The organism is Mesorhizobium sp. dw_380 (genome assembly GCF_018588885.1).
Classification (GTDB): Bacteria; Pseudomonadota; Alphaproteobacteria; order Rhizobiales; family Rhizobiaceae; genus Mesorhizobium.
Map to the genome: position 1 here is coordinate 51,425 of NZ_JAFFIW010000007.1, position 16,516 is coordinate 67,940.

18 protein-coding genes and 1 pseudogene are annotated in these 16,516 nt (G+C 62.8%); 7 read left to right on the forward strand and 12 right to left on the reverse strand.

What is annotated here, in order from left to right:
• The first annotated feature begins 62 nt into the window (after window positions 1-62).
• The 5 genes and pseudogenes from JT360_RS09225 to JT360_RS09245 all read left to right on the forward strand — a co-directional run bounded on the left by JT360_RS09225 (window position 63) and on the right by JT360_RS09245 (window position 3,139).
• The gene (locus JT360_RS09225; protein WP_250888689.1) at window positions 63-743 is read left to right on the forward strand and encodes a GntR family transcriptional regulator; all 681 of its coding nucleotides are present in this window, start codon (window positions 63-65) and stop codon (window positions 741-743) included.
• A 278-nt stretch (window positions 744-1,021) separates the two neighbouring features.
• Entirely contained in the window at window positions 1,022-1,237 is a 216-nt protein-coding gene (locus JT360_RS09230) for a hypothetical protein (protein ID WP_214471215.1), read from the forward strand.
• Between the two features lies 1 nt (window position 1,238).
• Entirely contained in the window at window positions 1,239-1,820 is a 582-nt protein-coding gene (locus tag JT360_RS09235) for a hypothetical protein (protein WP_214471216.1), read from the forward strand.
• Between the two features lie 135 nt (window positions 1,821-1,955).
• Window positions 1,956-2,279 (forward strand): annotated as a pseudogene (locus tag JT360_RS09240) (DeoR family transcriptional regulator); the annotation flags it as partial.
• Window positions 2,280-2,341: 62 nt separating this feature from the next.
• Window positions 2,342-3,139: an ABC transporter permease subunit gene (locus tag JT360_RS09245; RefSeq protein ID WP_214471217.1), complete on the forward strand. Its 798-nt coding sequence runs from the start codon at window positions 2,342-2,344 to the stop codon at window positions 3,137-3,139.
• A 12-nt stretch (window positions 3,140-3,151) separates the two neighbouring features.
• Here JT360_RS09245 and JT360_RS09250 read toward each other — a convergent pair whose 3' ends face one another.
• From JT360_RS09250 to JT360_RS09285, 8 genes are all read right to left on the reverse strand, one after another.
• Window positions 3,152-3,607: a MaoC/PaaZ C-terminal domain-containing protein gene (locus tag JT360_RS09250; protein WP_214471388.1), complete on the reverse strand. Its 456-nt coding sequence runs from the start codon at window positions 3,605-3,607 to the stop codon at window positions 3,152-3,154.
• Complete coding sequence (locus JT360_RS09255) at window positions 3,604-4,680, reverse strand: Gfo/Idh/MocA family protein (protein WP_214471218.1); 1,077 nt, start codon at window positions 4,678-4,680, stop codon at window positions 3,604-3,606. Before JT360_RS09255 ends, JT360_RS09250 begins: the two co-directional genes overlap by 4 nt.
• The gene (locus tag JT360_RS09260) at window positions 4,673-5,002 is read right to left on the reverse strand and encodes an L-rhamnose mutarotase (RefSeq protein WP_214471219.1); all 330 of its coding nucleotides are present in this window, start codon (window positions 5,000-5,002) and stop codon (window positions 4,673-4,675) included. Before JT360_RS09260 ends, JT360_RS09255 begins: the two co-directional genes overlap by 8 nt.
• 10 nt (window positions 5,003-5,012) lie before the next feature.
• On the reverse strand, window positions 5,013-6,125 hold the full coding sequence (locus JT360_RS09265; RefSeq protein WP_214471220.1) for a mandelate racemase/muconate lactonizing enzyme family protein: 1,113 nt from the start codon (window positions 6,123-6,125) through the stop codon (window positions 5,013-5,015).
• 5 nt (window positions 6,126-6,130) lie between these two features.
• Window positions 6,131-7,228 (reverse strand): ABC transporter ATP-binding protein, encoded by a 1,098-nt coding sequence (locus tag JT360_RS09270; protein ID WP_214471221.1) that lies wholly within the window; start codon window positions 7,226-7,228, stop codon window positions 6,131-6,133.
• Between the two features lie 4 nt (window positions 7,229-7,232).
• Window positions 7,233-8,099, reverse strand: coding sequence for a carbohydrate ABC transporter permease (locus JT360_RS09275; protein ID WP_214471222.1), 867 nt, complete (start codon window positions 8,097-8,099; stop codon window positions 7,233-7,235).
• Window positions 8,099-8,995, reverse strand: a complete 897-nt coding sequence (locus tag JT360_RS09280) for a carbohydrate ABC transporter permease (RefSeq protein ID WP_214471223.1) — start codon at window positions 8,993-8,995, stop codon at window positions 8,099-8,101. The genes JT360_RS09275 and JT360_RS09280 overlap by 1 nt, the downstream gene beginning before the upstream one ends.
• A gap of 134 nt (window positions 8,996-9,129) precedes the next feature.
• A complete protein-coding gene (locus tag JT360_RS09285; protein WP_214471224.1) occupies window positions 9,130-10,449 on the reverse strand; it encodes an ABC transporter substrate-binding protein in 1,320 nt (439 codons plus the stop codon).
• A 169-nt stretch (window positions 10,450-10,618) separates the two neighbouring features.
• On the opposite strand from JT360_RS09285, the gene JT360_RS09290 reads away from it, so the two are divergent.
• Together JT360_RS09290 and JT360_RS09295 are read left to right on the forward strand one after the other, a co-directional pair.
• A complete protein-coding gene (locus JT360_RS09290; protein ID WP_214471225.1) occupies window positions 10,619-11,404 on the forward strand; it encodes an IclR family transcriptional regulator in 786 nt (261 codons plus the stop codon).
• A gap of 64 nt (window positions 11,405-11,468) precedes the next feature.
• Window positions 11,469-12,308 carry an amidohydrolase family protein gene (locus tag JT360_RS09295; RefSeq protein WP_214471226.1) on the forward strand — a complete coding sequence of 280 codons (840 nt, stop codon included), beginning with the start codon at window positions 11,469-11,471 and terminating at the stop codon, window positions 12,306-12,308.
• Window positions 12,309-12,317: 9 nt separating this feature from the next.
• Here JT360_RS09295 and JT360_RS09300 read toward each other — a convergent pair whose 3' ends face one another.
• The 4 genes from JT360_RS09300 to JT360_RS09315 form a co-directional block, all read right to left on the reverse strand.
• The gene (locus JT360_RS09300) at window positions 12,318-13,481 is read right to left on the reverse strand and encodes an extracellular solute-binding protein (protein WP_214471227.1); all 1,164 of its coding nucleotides are present in this window, start codon (window positions 13,479-13,481) and stop codon (window positions 12,318-12,320) included.
• Window positions 13,478-14,638, reverse strand: coding sequence for a CaiB/BaiF CoA transferase family protein (locus JT360_RS09305; protein ID WP_214471228.1), 1,161 nt, complete (start codon window positions 14,636-14,638; stop codon window positions 13,478-13,480). Before JT360_RS09305 ends, JT360_RS09300 begins: the two co-directional genes overlap by 4 nt.
• 2 nt (window positions 14,639-14,640) lie before the next feature.
• Window positions 14,641-15,192, reverse strand: a complete 552-nt coding sequence (locus JT360_RS09310) for a MaoC family dehydratase (protein WP_214471229.1) — start codon at window positions 15,190-15,192, stop codon at window positions 14,641-14,643.
• A 299-nt stretch (window positions 15,193-15,491) separates the two neighbouring features.
• A complete protein-coding gene (locus JT360_RS09315; RefSeq protein WP_214471230.1) occupies window positions 15,492-16,478 on the reverse strand; it encodes a Tim44 domain-containing protein in 987 nt (328 codons plus the stop codon).
• Window positions 16,479-16,516 lie beyond the last annotated feature (38 nt).

Here is a 16,516-nt window from a genome sequence, read left to right on the forward strand (position 1 = left end):
GGATACTTATATCCCCGATGCTTTTCCATTAAGCTGGACGTCGCGTGGCATGGGAGCAGCGATTGCGCGGATTTGCCGAAGGCCTGATCGATAGGCCGCAGACGGTGGCGGAGCAGGTCGCCAATGTCATGCGCGAGGCCATAGCCAGCGGGACCCTGAAGGCCGGCACCGCGCTGCGCCAGGACGAACTGGCCGAGCAGTTCGGCTTCAGCCGTATGCCGATTCGGGACGCCCTTCGCCAGCTTGAGGCGGAGGGCATTGTTTCCATTCACCCGACAAAGGGTGCGCATGTCGCCGGGATGGACAGCGCGGAGATCGCAGAGATCTACGCGGTGCGCGAACTGCTCGAGTGCGAGGCGCTCCGGCTGTCCGTGCCCGCTCTGTCCGGCGGCAAGCTCGATGAAGCCGAACAGGTGCTCGATCAGATCGACGCGGAGCGCAATGTCGGCCGCTGGGGCGCGCTGAACCGGGCCTTTCATCTGTCGCTCTATCATGCCTGCGGCAACCAGCGTCTGCTCGGACTGATCGAGGCCCATCACAACGCAGCCGATCGCTATGTCCGCATCCTGTTGTCGAACCTCGACTATCGCAAGCGCTCCCAGGCCGAACACCGCGACCTGCTTGCCGCCTGCCGTCAGCGCGACGGCAAGAAGGCCGTGAGCGTTCTGCGGCAGCATCTGCGTGAAGGCAGCGATACGCTCGTCAATGCGATAGAAGGCGGTGGTCTGTCGCGAAAATCCTAGGCTAGAGCAATTCCAGGAAAAGTGTGAAACGGTTTTCCGTCCGGAATTGCGTCAAAACAAAAAGTTAGAGCGGTTCGCCGTTTCCGTGAAACGGTGAGAAACGCTTTGGGTGCCTCGCCGCTCGCAGTTTGACCGCCGCCGGGCTTCTAGTCGCGGCCTCCTGCCAGAGCGATGAAGCCAGTTTCATCATAGCCCGTGACCGAGCAGGCAATTCTCGTGAGTGGATGTCGCACATACGTCATGTTCAAGGGATTGCCTCGACCGATCGGCCGATTATCATGAACGGAGAGAACCGCATGATTTGGTGCAGGCGCGAAGCGTTCGTGGCGGCAGACAGCGAAAGAATCGCGATGGCGAAGCGGGAAATGCGGTGGGTTAAACAGCTTTCGGTTGATGAGAAATTGGCCGTGGCCTCGGCTCGCGAACGTTTTATCGCAGACGTTCTGAAACCTCGGTTCTTGCCCAGCCGCAATTTCAAGAGGCTGTTGGCCTGACATGCGACGCGCGGCTATCGAGGAACAAGACCGCTATATGGTGCAACGCCAGCGGCAGTTCCGTGCTGCGGCGGATGTCGTCACCGATGCCTGGACGCGCTTCCGCGAGGTGGCTGCGGTGGCCGTAATCGGCTCCGTCGCGAAGCCGCTTTGGAAAGAGGTGCCGCGCTTCAGCGAATTCCGGCGCGCGCGGATCGAGGTCTGGCACGAATGCAGTGATCTTGACTTGGCGGTCTGGCTCGATTCGCAAAAGCGGCTGGGTGAATTGCGCCGGGCCGCCGCTTTCGCTCTGCGCGAGGCATTTGAGAAAGGAACCGGGATCAGTGTCGCCGATCATCAGCTGGATGTTTTTCTGATCGAGCCCGTCAGCGATGCCTATCTCGGCCGGCTCTGCAAATTCAGTCAATGCCCGAAGGGAAAGCTCGACTGCCTGGTTCCCGGCTGCGGCGAGATCGCCTTCAACAAGCGCATCGCGGAATTCACGCCGCATGCCGATTTGCTTGCCCCGGCTCAGGACGCAATGCTCTACACGCGAGGCGTTGGCCGGGTGCGCTCCGCGCTCGACCTGCCTCAGCCTTGCTGAAAGCTGCCGGCGGGCCGTGCGCCGCGCTGAAGCAGGCTGGAGTATTCGCGGCCGGGCCTGAAGCCGGCGACAGCTTGCCTCCACGCAGGTTCACTGCCACATATTGCAACATCATTGCCCGGCATCAGGATCGTCATGTCCCCAGATACGCCTCCGCCATCGCGTGCGCTTGCCACGCGGCGCCATGATGAAATCTTGAAGCGCCTCGGCGCCCAGGGTTCCGTCAGCATCGCCGAACTGGCCGGCTTCTTCGACGTCTCGCGCGAAACCATCCGCCGCGACCTGAAGCTCCTGTCGGACAAGGGACAGCTCGACATCGTGCATGGCGGCGCTGCCCGCTTCGAGCCGAGCGAACCGGCGATGAGCCTGCGCAGCCAGGAGAATGCCGGTGGCAAGGCGGCGATCGGCAAGGCGGCCGCCGGCCTGATGAAGGACGGAATGGTGGTCTTTCTCGATTCCCCGCTGTCGCTCGGCCTGTTCGGCCTCTACCGTTTCGCCGCCGGCCGGTTGGGAACCTAGCCATGCTGGTCTGGTCGCGCCCTGGTCGCATCGTGTTGTGGGTGCTTTTCGCGCTCATCTTCGGCGTGCTGTTCCTGGCGCCGCTCGCGGTCATCCTCCTATCCAGCCTGGCCGACCAGTGGAACGGCGTGCTGCCCAATGGTTTGACCACGGAGCATTACACCGATGTCGTCCGGGGGTCGGCGTGGAATTCGGTCAAGGCGAGCCTCGTCACCGGCTTCCTGGCCAGCGCACTGGCGCTGGTCAGCGGCACCTGGGCAGCGCTTGCGCTCCGCATCCAGGGCGCAACCCTGAGCAAGGTGCTAGGCTTGCTGTTCTTCATCCCAAGTGCGGTGCCTTCAGTGTCCGTCGGACTCGGCCTGCTTGTTGCGTTCAGCCATCCGCCGCTGCTGCTCAACGGCACTATCGCGATTGTCATGATCGCGCATTTCGTGCTGATCTCGGCCTTCACCTTCGGCAATGTCTCGGCCGGCCTGGCACGGCTTTCGCCCGACTTCGAGCAGGTGGCGTCGAGCCTCGGCGCGCGGCCGGCCTACCGGCTCTGGCATGTCACGCTGCCTTTGCTCGCACCCTATCTGGTCGCCGCCTTCGGTTTGAGCTTTGCACTATCGATGGGTGAGCTTGGCGCCACCGTGATGGTCTATCCGCCGGGCTGGGTGACGCTGCCGGTGTCGATCTTCAGCCTCACCGACCGCGGCGACATCTTCGCAGGAGCAGCGCTCACCATGATCCTGGTGGTGGCGACGCTGGTCCTGCTGCTCGGGCTCGAGCGCGTCACCGCGCGCGCCACCGGCTCATAGGAACTCCTGAATTCAGCCCTGCGCCGGCTTGCGCTCGACGATGTAGATGTGATCGGCGGCCAGCACCACCTCATCGCGCTGGTTGATCACCTCACAGCGCTCGATCACCCGTCCAGAACCCGGCCGTTTGGGATCGTCCTCCTTGGCGGTGATAGTGGTGCGCGTGCGGATCGTGTCGCCGATGAACACTGGCTTGATGAAGCGCAGTCGGTCATAGCCATAGGAAAAGGCGACGGGGTTGACGATGCTGGCCGTCAGCCCGATGCCGACCGAGAACACCAGCGTGCCATGCGCGATGCGCTGACCGAACGGCGTCGTCTTCATGTACTCGGCATCCATGTGATGCGGGAAGAAATCGCCGGTATGACCGGCATGGACGATGAAGTCGGTCTCGGTGATGGTGCGGCCGCTGGTCAGCCGCGAGGAGCCGATCTCGTAGTCCTCGAAATACTGGATCTGTTCCATCAGGGCCTTTCCGCGATCGGCGTCGCCGGCGCCGCACTCGACTGATAGGCAGCCTCGACCAGCGCCATCGTGCTCCAGGCATCCTCGACCGGGCTGATAAGCGTCGCGTCTTCTCCGGCCGCGAAGCGCTGGACATTGGCCATGCGGCCGACGAAGGCATCGGGGAACCACGCGCCGGTCAACGGCACCGCGACCCATTCCGTTCCGCCCTTCGGGTAGATTTCCAGCACTTCCGGTTCGCCGCGCGGATAGTCGAGATTGAGGCCGAGCTTGAGATAGGCAGCGCCCTCGGTGCCACAGATGCGGAACTCGGAAGCCTGGTGCCGGCCACCGAACTTGTGATCGTGGTTGATCGACAGCGCGCAGCGCACGGTATCGCCGTAGTCGAGAATGGCGCTGGTGCGCGTCTGCGCCACCTTGTGGTTGGGGTGGCCAAGCGTCTTGGCATGCACGCCCTTGGGGTCGCCGAGCAATTGGCGGATCAGGTCGAGATAGTGGATCGAGTGCATGGCGATCTCGACACGCGGCGCCTTGAGCAGGAATTCCCACAGCTGCCAAGGTGTCGCCAGCGCCAGCCAGGCGTCGAAGTCGACGATCTCGCCGAGCCAGCCCTTGGCGATGGCATCCTTGAGCGCCAGCATCATGGGGGCGAAGCGCCCCTGGAAATTCACCGCCGCCTGCAGCTTCTTGGAGCGGCAGATCTCGAGGATCGCAGTCGCCTCGGCAAGGGTGCCGCCCATCGGCTTCTGGATCAGTACCACGGCGCCGTCGGGCAAAGCCTTCAGCACGTCGGCATGCCGCGACGGCGGCGTGGCGAGGTCGAAGATTGCACCCTCGACGGCAGCGGCTTCCCCTGGCGAGCGGAAGGCTGTCACACCCCATTGGCTGGCCAGCTTTTCAGCTTTGGCGTGATCGGGATCGTACAGCCCGACGATGGGGAAGTCGGCTTTCCTATAGGCGGGGAAATGTGCGTCGCCGACGATCGAACCGGCACCGAAGGTGACGATCGGCCGGGGTTTTGAGGGCTTGGGCCAGGACTGGACGAGTGAGGCAGGGTCGAAACCGCCTTCAGTCATGATGGAAGACCTCGTCCATGGAAGCCCACCATTCGCCTTCCTTGCGGGTCGCCAACGGCTCCTGGCATGGCATGCAGACGGACCACCACTCCTGCGTCTTCGGATCGGCGGCCATCTTGGCCATGTCGGCCGCGTAGTCGGTGCCGTGGTACTCGAAATAGGAAAGCAGCAGGTTCTCCGGCCGCTTCAGGTAGATCGAGTAGTTCTTGATGTTGCAAGCCGAGATCATGGTCAGCACGTCGGGCCAGACGGCGGCATGCAGGCGGACATACTCCTCGACTTTTTCCGGCTTCAGCCCCAGAACCATTCCCATCCGCTGCATATCAGTTTCCTTATTTGGTGATCGCCGTGGTGAATTCGGCGATGCTCATGGCCTTGACCGCGTCCCAGTCCCAATCGATGCCGATGCCGGGCTCGTCGGGCGCCAGTGCGTGCCCATCCTCGATGCGCATATGCTTGCCGGTCAACTCATCGAGTTGCGGAATGTACTCGACATATCGCCCGTTCTGAACAGCGCAAGTCAGGCTGACATGCAATTCCATCAGAAAATGTGGGCAGACCGGAATGTCGAAGGCCTCCGCCGCATGCGCGATCTTGAGCCAGGGGGTGATGCCGCCGATGCGGCCGACATCGACCTGAACGATCGAGCAGGCGCCCTTCTGCATGTATTCGCGGAAATGGCGAATGGAATAGAGCGACTCGCCGATAGCAATCGGCGTCGGCGTTGAGTTCGACAGCCTCACATGGCCATCGATGTCGTCGGCCGGCAATGGCTCCTCGATCCAGGCGAGATCCAGGTCGCGCAGCCTTGCCGCGCGCCGGATCGCCTCGTCGACCGAAAACCCCTGATTGGCATCGGTCATGATCTCGTAGCCGTCGCCGACCGCCTTGCGCACCGCCGAGAGGCGCGCAAGATCCTCCGACCCGTGCGGTCTGCCGATCTTCACCTTCGAGCCGCGAAATCCCCTAGCCTTGGCGGCCAGCGCGTCGTCCACCAGCGCCTGCGTCTCGATGTGCAGCCAGCCACCTTCGGTCGTGTAGAGCGGGCAGCGGTCCTTGGCGCCGCCGGCCAGCTTCCACAGCGGCAGGTTCTGCTTCTTCGCCCTGAGATCCCACAGTGCCGTGTCGATCGCCGCGATGGCGATGGCGGTGATCGCTCCGATGGTGGTGGCATGGGTGGCGAATTCGAGATCGTGCCAGATCGCCTCGATCATGTCGGGGTCGCGGCCGATCAGGCGCGGCACCAGATAGTCGGACAAGAGCCGCATTACCGAAGAACCGCCGGTGCCGATCGTGTAGCTGTAGCCGGTGCCGACCGCGCCGTCGGAATCGGTGATCGTGACGATCGGCGTTTCCTGGCTGACGAAGCTCTGGATGGCATCGGTGCGCTTGACCTTGGGCACAAGGTCCACCATCCGCAGGTCTATCTTCTCGATCTTGGCCATGTCGGTCAGCTCCGCAATGTCTTTCCGGTCTCAGTGGCAAACAGATGCGCCTGCGACATGTCCAGGCTCATGGCGACCTGCTCGCCCGGCCTAAGCGGCCTCGGGTTCAGCATGCGCGACACCCAGTCTTCCCCGTTGAATTCGACGAACACCAGCGTCTCATTGCCGAGCGGTTCGGTGACCGTGATCGGCAGCTCTATCTGGTGGACGTCGGCCGCACCTCCGGAACTGATGCCGTGGCCTGTCGGATAGATGTCGTCCGGCCGCAACCCGAACACGACCTTGTGCCCGGTCGCGACATTGGCTTTGAATTGGCCGGGCAAAGGCAGCTTGTCGCCGCTGGCGAAAACCATCTGGCCATCGTCGATCGTGGCCTCATGCAAATTCATCGGCGGCGAGCCGATGAAGCCGGCAACGAAGCGCGTCGCTGGCCGCCGGAACACCTCGTCGGGCGTGCCGACCTGTTCGATATGGCCATCGCGCATGATGACGATGCGGTCGGCAAGCGTCATTGCCTCGACCTGGTCGTGGGTGACGTAGATCACCGTCGACCGCACCTTGGCATGCAGCTTCTTGATCTCGGTGCGCATTTGCGTTCTGAGCTTGGCGTCGAGATTGGAAAGCGGCTCGTCGAACAGGAAGACATCGGGGTCGCGCACGATGGCGCGGCCCATGGCGACGCGCTGGCGCTGGCCGCCGGAGAGTTGCGACGGGCGGCGGTCGAGCATCGTGTCGAGGCCGAGTATGGCCGAGGCTTCGGCGACACGGCGCTCCATGTCCTCCTTGGCCGCCCCGGCGATCTTCAGCGAGAAGCCGAGATTCTCGCGCACCGTCATGTGCGGATAGAGCGCGTAAGACTGGAACACCATCGAGATGTTGCGCGAGCGCGGTGGCAGATCGTTGACGACGCGCCCGCCGATCTCGATGGAGCCGGCGCTGATCTCCTCCAGACCGGCGATCATGCGCAGCGTCGTCGACTTGCCGCAGCCGGATGGGCCGACCAGCGCGATGAATTCGCGGTCGGCGATGTCGAGATCGATGCCATGCACGATCCCGATATTGCCGTAGCGCTTGGTCAGTTTTCTGAGGGAAACCGTTGCCATTGGATCAGCCTTTCACCGCGCCGGAGGTCAGACCGCCGACAAGGTGTTTCTGGACGATGTAGGTGAGGGTGAGCGCCGGAATGATCATCACCACGGCCAGCGCGCACATGCCGCGCCAGTCGATGGTGAACTCGGCGGTGTAGTCGAGCAGACCGACCGGCAGCGTCTTGGCGCTGACCGAGCGGGTCAGCTGCGAGGCCAGCGCGAATTCGTTCCAGCAGGTCAGGAACGCGAAGATCGCGGCGGATGCGATGCCCGGTCCGGCAAGCGGGAACTCGACCTGCCAGAACGCCTGCCAGCGCGTACAGCCGTCGATCTGCGCCGCTTCCGCGAGGTCCTTCGGCACCTGGCGGAAGAAGCCGTCGATCAGCCAGATCGTGAACGGCACGTTGAGCGCGACATAGGCAAGGATCAGCCCGAAATGCGTATCGATGATGCCGAGCCGCACATAGAGGAAGAACAGCGGCAGCGACAGCGCGATACCCGGCACCGTGCGCGTCAACATCAGGCCGAGGAAGACGCTCGATTTGCCGCCGAAGCGATAGCGCGCGAAGGCGTAGCCGCCGGCCATGCCAATGGCCACCGCGATCACCGTCGAGGTCACCGAGACGATCAGCGAGTTGCGGAAATATTCGATGACCGGAATGCCGCCCTTGCCGATGCCGCTGAACATCGCGACGTAAGCGTCGAACGAAATTTCTTGCGGGATCCACACCGGCGGCTTGGCCATGATCTCGACGGTCGGCCGCAGCGACGACAGCACGATCCACAGACCAGGCAGGCAGATGGTCAGCATCGCCAGGAATAGGCCGATGCGATAGACAATGCCAAGAAGCCGGCGCTTCAGGCGGGCGGAAGAATTCTCGTCCATCACCACTCCGCACCGATCTGCGTGCGCGCCGCGGCGAGCTTGTTGAAGAAATAGACGGTGAAGGCGATCGACAGCAGGATCGAGAAATAGGCCATGGCGTTGGCCATGCCCATGCGCCCGTCGCTGTAGGCGGTGCGCGCCACCAGCGTCCACAACAGCTCGGTGCGGCCCGCCGGTCCGCCATCGGTCATGATCTTGACGATGTCATAGGCGCGCGCGACGTCGAGCGAGCGGATGGTCATGGCGATGTAGGCGAAAGGCATGACGAACGGCAACGTCACATAGCGGAATGTCTGCCACGGCGTGCAGCCGTCGACACGCGCCGCCTCGATCGGCTCCTTGGGCATGGCGAGCAGGCCGGCGAGGATCAGGATGGCGAAGATCGCCGTCGACGACCAGATCTCGGCGATCGAAATGGCGATGAATGCGAGATGGCCCTCGATCAGCCACGGTATGGCATCCCTGGTGATGCCGAGCGACTGCAGGGCGTTGTTCACCAAGCCGATATTGTCGTTGAACATGAACTTGAACTGGAAGCCGACCAGGATCGGCGAGAACATCATCGGAAACATCATCAGCGTGCGCAGGATGCGCTGGCCGCGCGTTGCCTTTTCGACCAGCATGGCCAGGCCAAGGCCAAGCAGCATTTCGAGGTTGAGCGCGATGGTCAGCAGCAGCACCGTGCGGCCGAACGCCCACCAGAAATCGCTGTTGGACAGAATAGAGAGATAGTTCCTGAAGCCGACGAAGACGAAGAATGTCTCGGGCTTGGTCAGGCGGAACGGCGTGAAGCTGGAATAGAGCGAGAGCAGCAACGGCACCACGACGACCGCCGCCAGCACGATGACAGCCGGAAGCAGCAGCAGGAATGGCGCGGATGGCTTGAAGCCCTTCATCAGAATCCCTGAGATGTTGTGGACTGGCGGCGATGCGTGGAGCGGGGACGAGGATCAGATGAACCGCTGAACGTCCTGCGAAACGCAACCGCCTCCCCATTGCTGATGGGGAGGCAGCCTTGGGAGTGGTTTTGCTAGAGCTTGCCGGCGTCCTGGAGGATCTGCGTCGCCTTGGCGGCGGCTTCGTCCAACGCCTGCTTCGACGTCTTGTCACCAAGGATCGCCGCCTGCAATTCGGGGTAGACGGCGTTCGAGATTTCGATCCACTCAGGCGTCTGCGGCACGGCGAAAGCGTGCTTGGCCTCTTCCTGGAAGGCGGAGAGAACCTCCTTCTTGTACGGATCGTTTTCGGCCTGCTTCAGGTCCCAGTCCCAAACCGCGGTGCGGGTCGGCAGCGGGCCTGCGGCCGCTTCCAGCTTTTGGCTGTCCTCGTTGGTCAGCCACCACACCAGCGACGCGGCGGCCTCCTTGTTCGGGCAGTTCTCCGTGACCGAGAAGCCGTGGAAACCGGACCAGCCGGTGCGCGTGCCGGAAGAACCCTTCGGCGCGACCTTGACGCCGACATTGCCGGCGACCTTGGACGACTTCGGATCGTTGAAGAATCCGGCCCAACCCGGCCAGTCCAGGTTGATGGCGACGGTGCCCGAGGCAAAGCCCTGGCCGAGATCGTCCCACAGGTAGTTGGTGGTTCCGGCCGGCACGGCCTTGGCCTTGTAGAGATTGACGAACCAGTCGAGCGCCCGGATGCCGGCCTCGGAGTTGAAGACCGGCTTGCCGTCCTTGTCGAGATATTCGCCGCCCTCGGCGACCACCATCTCGTAGAACCGGCCGTTGATCGCCTCTTCCTTGCCGGCGAACTGCGTGCCGTAGAAATTGGGCGGGTTGGCGAAGAACTCGGCCTGGTCGGTGACTTCCTTCCAGGTGTCCGGCGGCACCAGATCGTAGCCGAATTTCGCCTTGAATTTGGTCTTGTTGTCGGCGTTCTCGTAGAGACTCTTTTGGTAGTAGAGTGCCGAGACGTCGAACTGCGCGCGCGGCAGCATCTCCAGCTTGCCGTCGATGGTTGCCGCCTTGATCGTCGACGGCACGAAGGCGTCGATCTCTTCCTTGGGCAGCAATTTGCCGAGATCGGTGTAGAGACCCGTATATTGCGGTGCGAACGAGGAATGGTTCCAGCCGACGCACCAGTTGGTGCTGCCCGAGGCGATGTCGGACTTGAGTTCCTTGTCGATGTCGAAGCCGTTCTTCTTGGTCAGGATGTTGACCTTGGCGCCAGTCGCCTTCTCCCATTCGGGAATGCGCTCGTAGAGCTTTTCATATTGCTGGCCGCCGATCAGCTTCACGTCGACGGTAACGCCTTCGAACTTGCCGGGCAGGTCGCCGGCAAGGGCCGTGCCTGCACCGAATGCAAGCAACAATGCGCCGGCGGACACGCCGGAAAGCAGTCTGTTCATTGGTATCCTCCCTTGGTGCGCCTTGGCCGGCGACCGCAACTCGTCTGATGACAAGAAGTGCTACATTCATATACAAACAAAACATTCATGGAGACGTCAAGGCGAAATTTGTTTCCGCTGGCGATGTTCCTGCGTATATGAAGAATCGATTTCACTGGAGGGATGAGCCATGGATGACAGCGAGGACGAGCGCTACCGTGCGCCGGCGCTCGACAAGGGGCTCGATATCCTCGAACTGCTGGCCGGCGTCGACGGTGGCCTGACGCAGGCCGAAATCGCCAAGAAACTCGAGCGCAGCCCCAACGAATTCTACCGTATGCTGGACCGGCTGGTGCGGCGCGGCTATGTCACGCGGCTGGACGGCGACCGCTATTCGCTGACGCTCAAGCTGTTCGGCCTGGCGCAATTGCATGCTCCCGTGCGGCGGCTGGTCTCCTACGCCACGCCGCTGATGCGCGAACTCGCCGAGACCTCGCAGCAGGCCAACCAACTTGTTGTTTTTGATCGCGGTTCCGCCGTGGTGATCGCTCAGCAGGAGGCCCCGAACTATTGGGGCATCTCGATCCGTGTCGGTTCCCACATCAGCCTGTTCGACACCGGCTCTGGCCATGTGTTGCTCGCCTTCCGCTCAGCGGAGGAACGGCAGATGATGATCTCCGAACACGTCCGCAGCACGGACAAGACCGCGCAGCCGGCCGAGTTCTTCGCCCGGCTCGACCAGATCCGCGACCGCGGCTATGAGATGATGGCCTCGATGCAGACCGCTGGCGTCTTCAACCTGTCGGCACCGGTGCGCAGTTCCGACGGCAGGGCGATCGCGGCACTGTCCATCCCTTATATAACCGTGGTCAATGCGCCTTCGGCGCCCGACATTACCAGGACCATCGAGCTGCTGCTAGCAACATGCGAGAAGCTGTCGCATCTGGCCGGGTCGGCCGTCGGCTCATCGGGCTAAATTCTTATTTGAATGAAGAATTCCTCCGTGAGATGATTGAAAACGCCAGAGGAGGAGCCTCGCCATGATCATCGACACCCATCTGCATCTCATCGATCGTTCGGTGCTGCGCTATCCCTGGCTCGCTGGCGTGCCGGCCCTCAACCGCGATTTCTCCTATGAGGAGTATGCCGCGGAGGCGCAGCGTGTCGGCGTCGGGCGCGTGCTGCATATGGAGGTCGATGTCGATCCGGCCGACATCGAGGCCGAGACCGCCCGCGTCGAAGTTCTGTCGCGGCAATCAGGCAGCATGCTCACCGGAGCGATCGCATCCTGCCGGCCGGAGGAGGCCGGCTTTGCAGCCTACCTCGAACGCCAGCGGGCAAATCCCTTCATCAAGGGTTTTCGGCGTGTCCTCCATGTCGTGCCGGATGACCTTTCGGAAGGCGCGGCATTCCGCGACAACATCAAGCGGCTCGGCGGTACCGGGCTGACCTTCGATCTCGTCGTTCTGCCGCACCAGATTCCGAAAGCGATCGCGCTGGCCGACCTGGCGCCCGATGTCCAATTCGTCCTCGACCATTGCGGCGTCCCCGACATCAAGGGCAATGGCGAGCATCCGTGGCGCGAGCATATGAGCGAGATCGCGCGGCGCCCGAACGTCATGGCCAAGATTTCCGGTGTCGTCGCCTATGCCGATCCCGGCAGTTGGACGGTGGAGACGCTGCGGTCCTATGTCGAACACACCATCGCTGCGTTCGGATGGGATCGTGTCGTCTGGGGCAGCGACTGGCCAGTCTGCACGCTCGGCGGCGGTCTCTCGACCTGGGTTGCGGCGACTCATGCGCTGCTTTCTGGCTGCAGCGTTTCGGAACGCGACAGGCTGTTGTCCGCGAACGCCCGCAAGCTCTGGCGGCTGGATTAGCCGTCTCGTTCAGGCTCCTCCACCGGCAGCGCCGGACACCTGCACGGGAAAACTCTCCCGGAACAGGCGATTGAGATCGGCGACGACCTGACCCGCTCGATGCCTTGAAGTCAGGCCGGCGATGATGCGGTCGGATGCGGCCTGCTGGAACGCCATGTAGCCGTCATGGCGCGGCCGCACCCACGCGGCCTCCAGCGTCGCGCGCGTATCCCTGTAGAAATTGCCGGTTGCGATATTGACCTGCTGGTCCTCCCAGGCCGCGGCGTGGCCGGGCTGACCGCCAGCGGCGGCATAGGCGCCGCGCTGGACATCACCGCTGGCGATCCAATAGGCGAAGTCGATCGCCGCATCTCTGGCTATGGAAAAGGCCGACACCGCTATGCCAGTGCCGCCGAGCGCCGAACCGATCGGGCCGTTCGAGCCGATGACCGGAATATCGGCGAAGGCCAGCCGGTTTGCGCGAAATCCAGCCATCGCATAGGAGACGTAACCGTAGATCAGCGGCGCGCAGACGATCCGGGAACCGGCCTCCGCCATCTGTTCCGAGACGGCAATCGGATCCATGTCGAAGCAGGCCGGTTCGACCAATGAGGCGATCTCCCTCATCGCTTCGAAGACTTCGCTGCCGGTCTCCATGTCGATGAGATCGTGGGATGAGCCCGTCGAGCAGGGACGGCCGAGATTGCCGGCCAGCGTGTAGAACACCATCAGCGAATGCGGCGGCCGCAACGGCAACAGCACGCGGTCTTGCCGGGCGAGATCGAGCACCTCACTCCAGCGCGCCGGCGGTGCATCGAGAGCATCCGGTCGCCAGGCCTGGACTTGGCTGGCCGCGTCGATCGGGAAGGCCCATTGCCGTCCCTGCCAGTTGTAGCTCGGGTAAGATTTTCCGACACTGCCCGAGGCAAGTGCTGCGCACTCCGTCTCGCGGCCGGCGATATCCAGCGGCTCGAGGCAGCGCTCCCCTGTGATCTGGCCGACATGCGGATGGTCGATGACAATGAGATCAAAGGCCCGCGCCAGTTCCTCGACCGGGAAGGTTTCGAAATCTTGCAGCGAGCGCTTGTCCCATTCGATGGCAATGCCGGTCTTTTGTTTCCACTGTGCCGAACACGCGACCATCGGGTCGTAGCCGCGTGGATGGCTCCAGGTCATGCCCTTGAGCACTGTCATAGTCCGAACTCCTCGCGGATTGCGGCACTGTGCTCGCCGATGCGCGGTGCCGCCCGGTCGACCTTGGCCCTGATACCGTCGACCCGGAGCGGCGAACTTGTGGTGAGGATCGAGACATCGTCCTCGCGCGTCACAGTCTGCAGCATGTCGAGCGACTGGAACCCCTCGCTCGCCAGCATTTCCGGCCAGGTCAGTACCTTGGCGCACCAGATGTCGGCGGGCTCCAGAATATCAAGCCACTCGTCGATGGTCTTGGTGGCGATCCTCTGCGCGATGATCGCCTTGATGTCGTCGCGCGCGGTGAACCACGATGCCGGCTTGTCGCGATAAGGCGCCAACTCTTCGAGCGACAGCAGGTCGGCCAGCTTGGGGATCGGCGTCATGGCTATGGCGAGATAGCCGTCCTTGGCCGGGTAGACGCCGTAAGGCGCCGAGAGATAGGCATGCGCGCTGCGGAAGCTGGAGCGGCGCGGCAGGCGCCGTCCATCATTGAGATGCGTGGTCAGCACCTCGAACTGAAAGTCGACCAACGCTTCGAGCAAGCTGGTCTCGATAAGGCTGCCCTGGCCCGTGATACCGCGCCGCACCAATGCGGCCAGAATGCCTTGCGCACAGGCAGCACCGGCCAGCATGTCGCCAATCGCAAGGCCGAACGGCACCGGCCCCTGGTCCTCGTCGCCGTTCAGCCACATCACGCCGGAGCGCGATTGCGCCAGCAGATCCTGGCCGGGGCGCTTGACCCACGGGCCCTCCTCGCCATAGCCACTGATCGAGGCATAGACCAGGCGGGGATTGATCTTGCGCACCGCCTCATAGTCGAAGCCCAGCCGCTCGATGACGCCCGGGCGGAAATTCTGGATCAGCACGTCTGCCTTCACCAGCAGGCCGCGCAAAGCCTCGAGATCCGCCTCGTTTTTGAGGTCGATGGCGAAACTCTCCTTGGCCCGGTTGATGGCGTGGAAGATGGTGGAATCGCCGCCGATCTCTGTGTCGCTGAGATAGAGCCGGCGCGACAGGTCGCCGCCATCCGGGCGCTCGATCTTGATGACGCGGGCGCCGAGATCGAGCAGCCTGAGCGAGCAATAGGGCCCGGACAGGAACTGGCTCATGTCGACGACGACGAGACCGGCAAGCGGCAATTCGGCTGCTGCCGGCATTCTTATTTCTCCGTCTTGCCGACGAAATCGGCGGGGTTGCGGTACTTCACCGTCTGCAGGTGCTCGCAATACAAAACGAGTTCGCCTTCGCCCTTGAACACCTCGTAGCTGGCGCGGATCAGCCCCATCTCCTTGTAACGAGGCTTCTTGTCGAGGTTGGAGCGGATCGAATAGATCGTATCGCCAATGAAGACAGGCTTTATGAAGCGGAGCTTGTCATAGCCATAGGAAAAGGCGTTGACGCAGTTGGTGGCGACCAGGCCCAACCCGGCCGAAAAGACGAAAGCGCCGGCGATCAGCCGCTTGCCGAAAATGCCCTCGCTCTCGGCAAACATCTGGTCCTGCACATAAGGATGGATGTCGAGCACTAGCGTGTTGAAAAGGTGGCTGTCGCCCTCCGCCATGGTACGCCGCAACGAACGGATTTTCTGGCCGACCGGCCAGTCCTCATAGAACCAGTTCTCGGCATTCCACACCGGTAAGGCGGCATGCTCCTCGGGCATATTGCTTGGGTGCGTCGAGGCAACGCCGACGGTGGCTGCGAAGTCGTTCATGGCTGGCTCCACGGGTCTCTCAGGAGGGCCCGGGCAGCCGTTCGAACGCGCGTCACGGCGCCTGATTGCACGACGTCTCCTCCCGCCAATCTTCTTTTGTAAATAGTATTTTCACATATGAGATTTCGTTGCAAGCGTGAACAGGCGAAATTTTGGCCGGTCAAGCAGCGCCCAAGCGCTGCTTGCCGACGCCGGCCAGACCATCGAGATCGACACGCCGATGTGCGTCAAGATCGTGCGCTGAACGCCGCAACCAACCATCGCATCTGCATCGAAGCCTCGGACAGAACTGGCCGGGCTCATGCCTGCTGTATTGCCGAGAGCTTCCAGTTCGAGCCATTCTCACGCATGAATGTCCACAGCTCTGTAGTCTCTGTCGGATGATCATCGTCGCCCTCGACGACTTTGCCGCTGGCCCGTTCGCGCGTCACGTCACGAGACTCATAGCGCAACGCGGCCGTGGCGTAGTCGCGGTCATCCTCGCGCCAGCTTTCCGCGATGTCGGCCTGCAGCAAGGTGATATCCGATACCTCGTTCCTGAGACCTTTCTGGGCATTGTCGGCCAGCTCCTCGGACAGATAGGACACCATTTCGGGAGTCGTCACCCGGCGCAGGGCGGCATGGTCCTCGCGCCCGAATGCTTCCTGGACATCGCTCAGCAGCTGCTGGAATGCGTCGAGGTCGCTCTGCGCCAGCGTGATCTCCTCGGAACCGGCGGCCGGCGAGCCTCCGCCCGAACCGCCGCCAAAGCCCGGAATTGTGAAGGAGCGTGCAGCCTGCTGCTGCGCCGTTGTGCGGTTCTCAAACCGCGAAGCTTGAGCATTGCCGGCACCGGCGAGAGCAGGGGCGGAACCGCCTGCGGATTGCGACCGGAAGAACCTGATAGCCAGCATGATCACGCCGCCGATGAGCAGGGCCTGCAACAGGAAACCGAACATGCCGGCCAGCCCGCCGAAGCCTTGGCCCAGGAGCAGGCCAATCAGGCCGCCGATCAGCAGGCCGCGCATCATTGTTCCACCGAAGCCGCTCATGAAGCCGGGCCTCTGCAGGCCCGCCTGCGGCTGCCGCGCCGCACTGTTCACACCGGTGTTGGGCGTCATCGAACGCTCGACCGGAGCGATGGGCGCCGGGGCGGTCCTGGTCGGCGGTGCCGACTGGAACGTACGCATGCCACGGCTGCCGAAACTGCCGCCGCGACGGGCCTCGGCATGATCGATCGCGACCATGGAGAATGCAAGGAACAGTCCTGCAAAGAGGGCGGCAAATCGGCTTGTGCGCGAAATCATCGGGATGGACCTTTGTCGATGCGGTTTCGGAAGTGTTC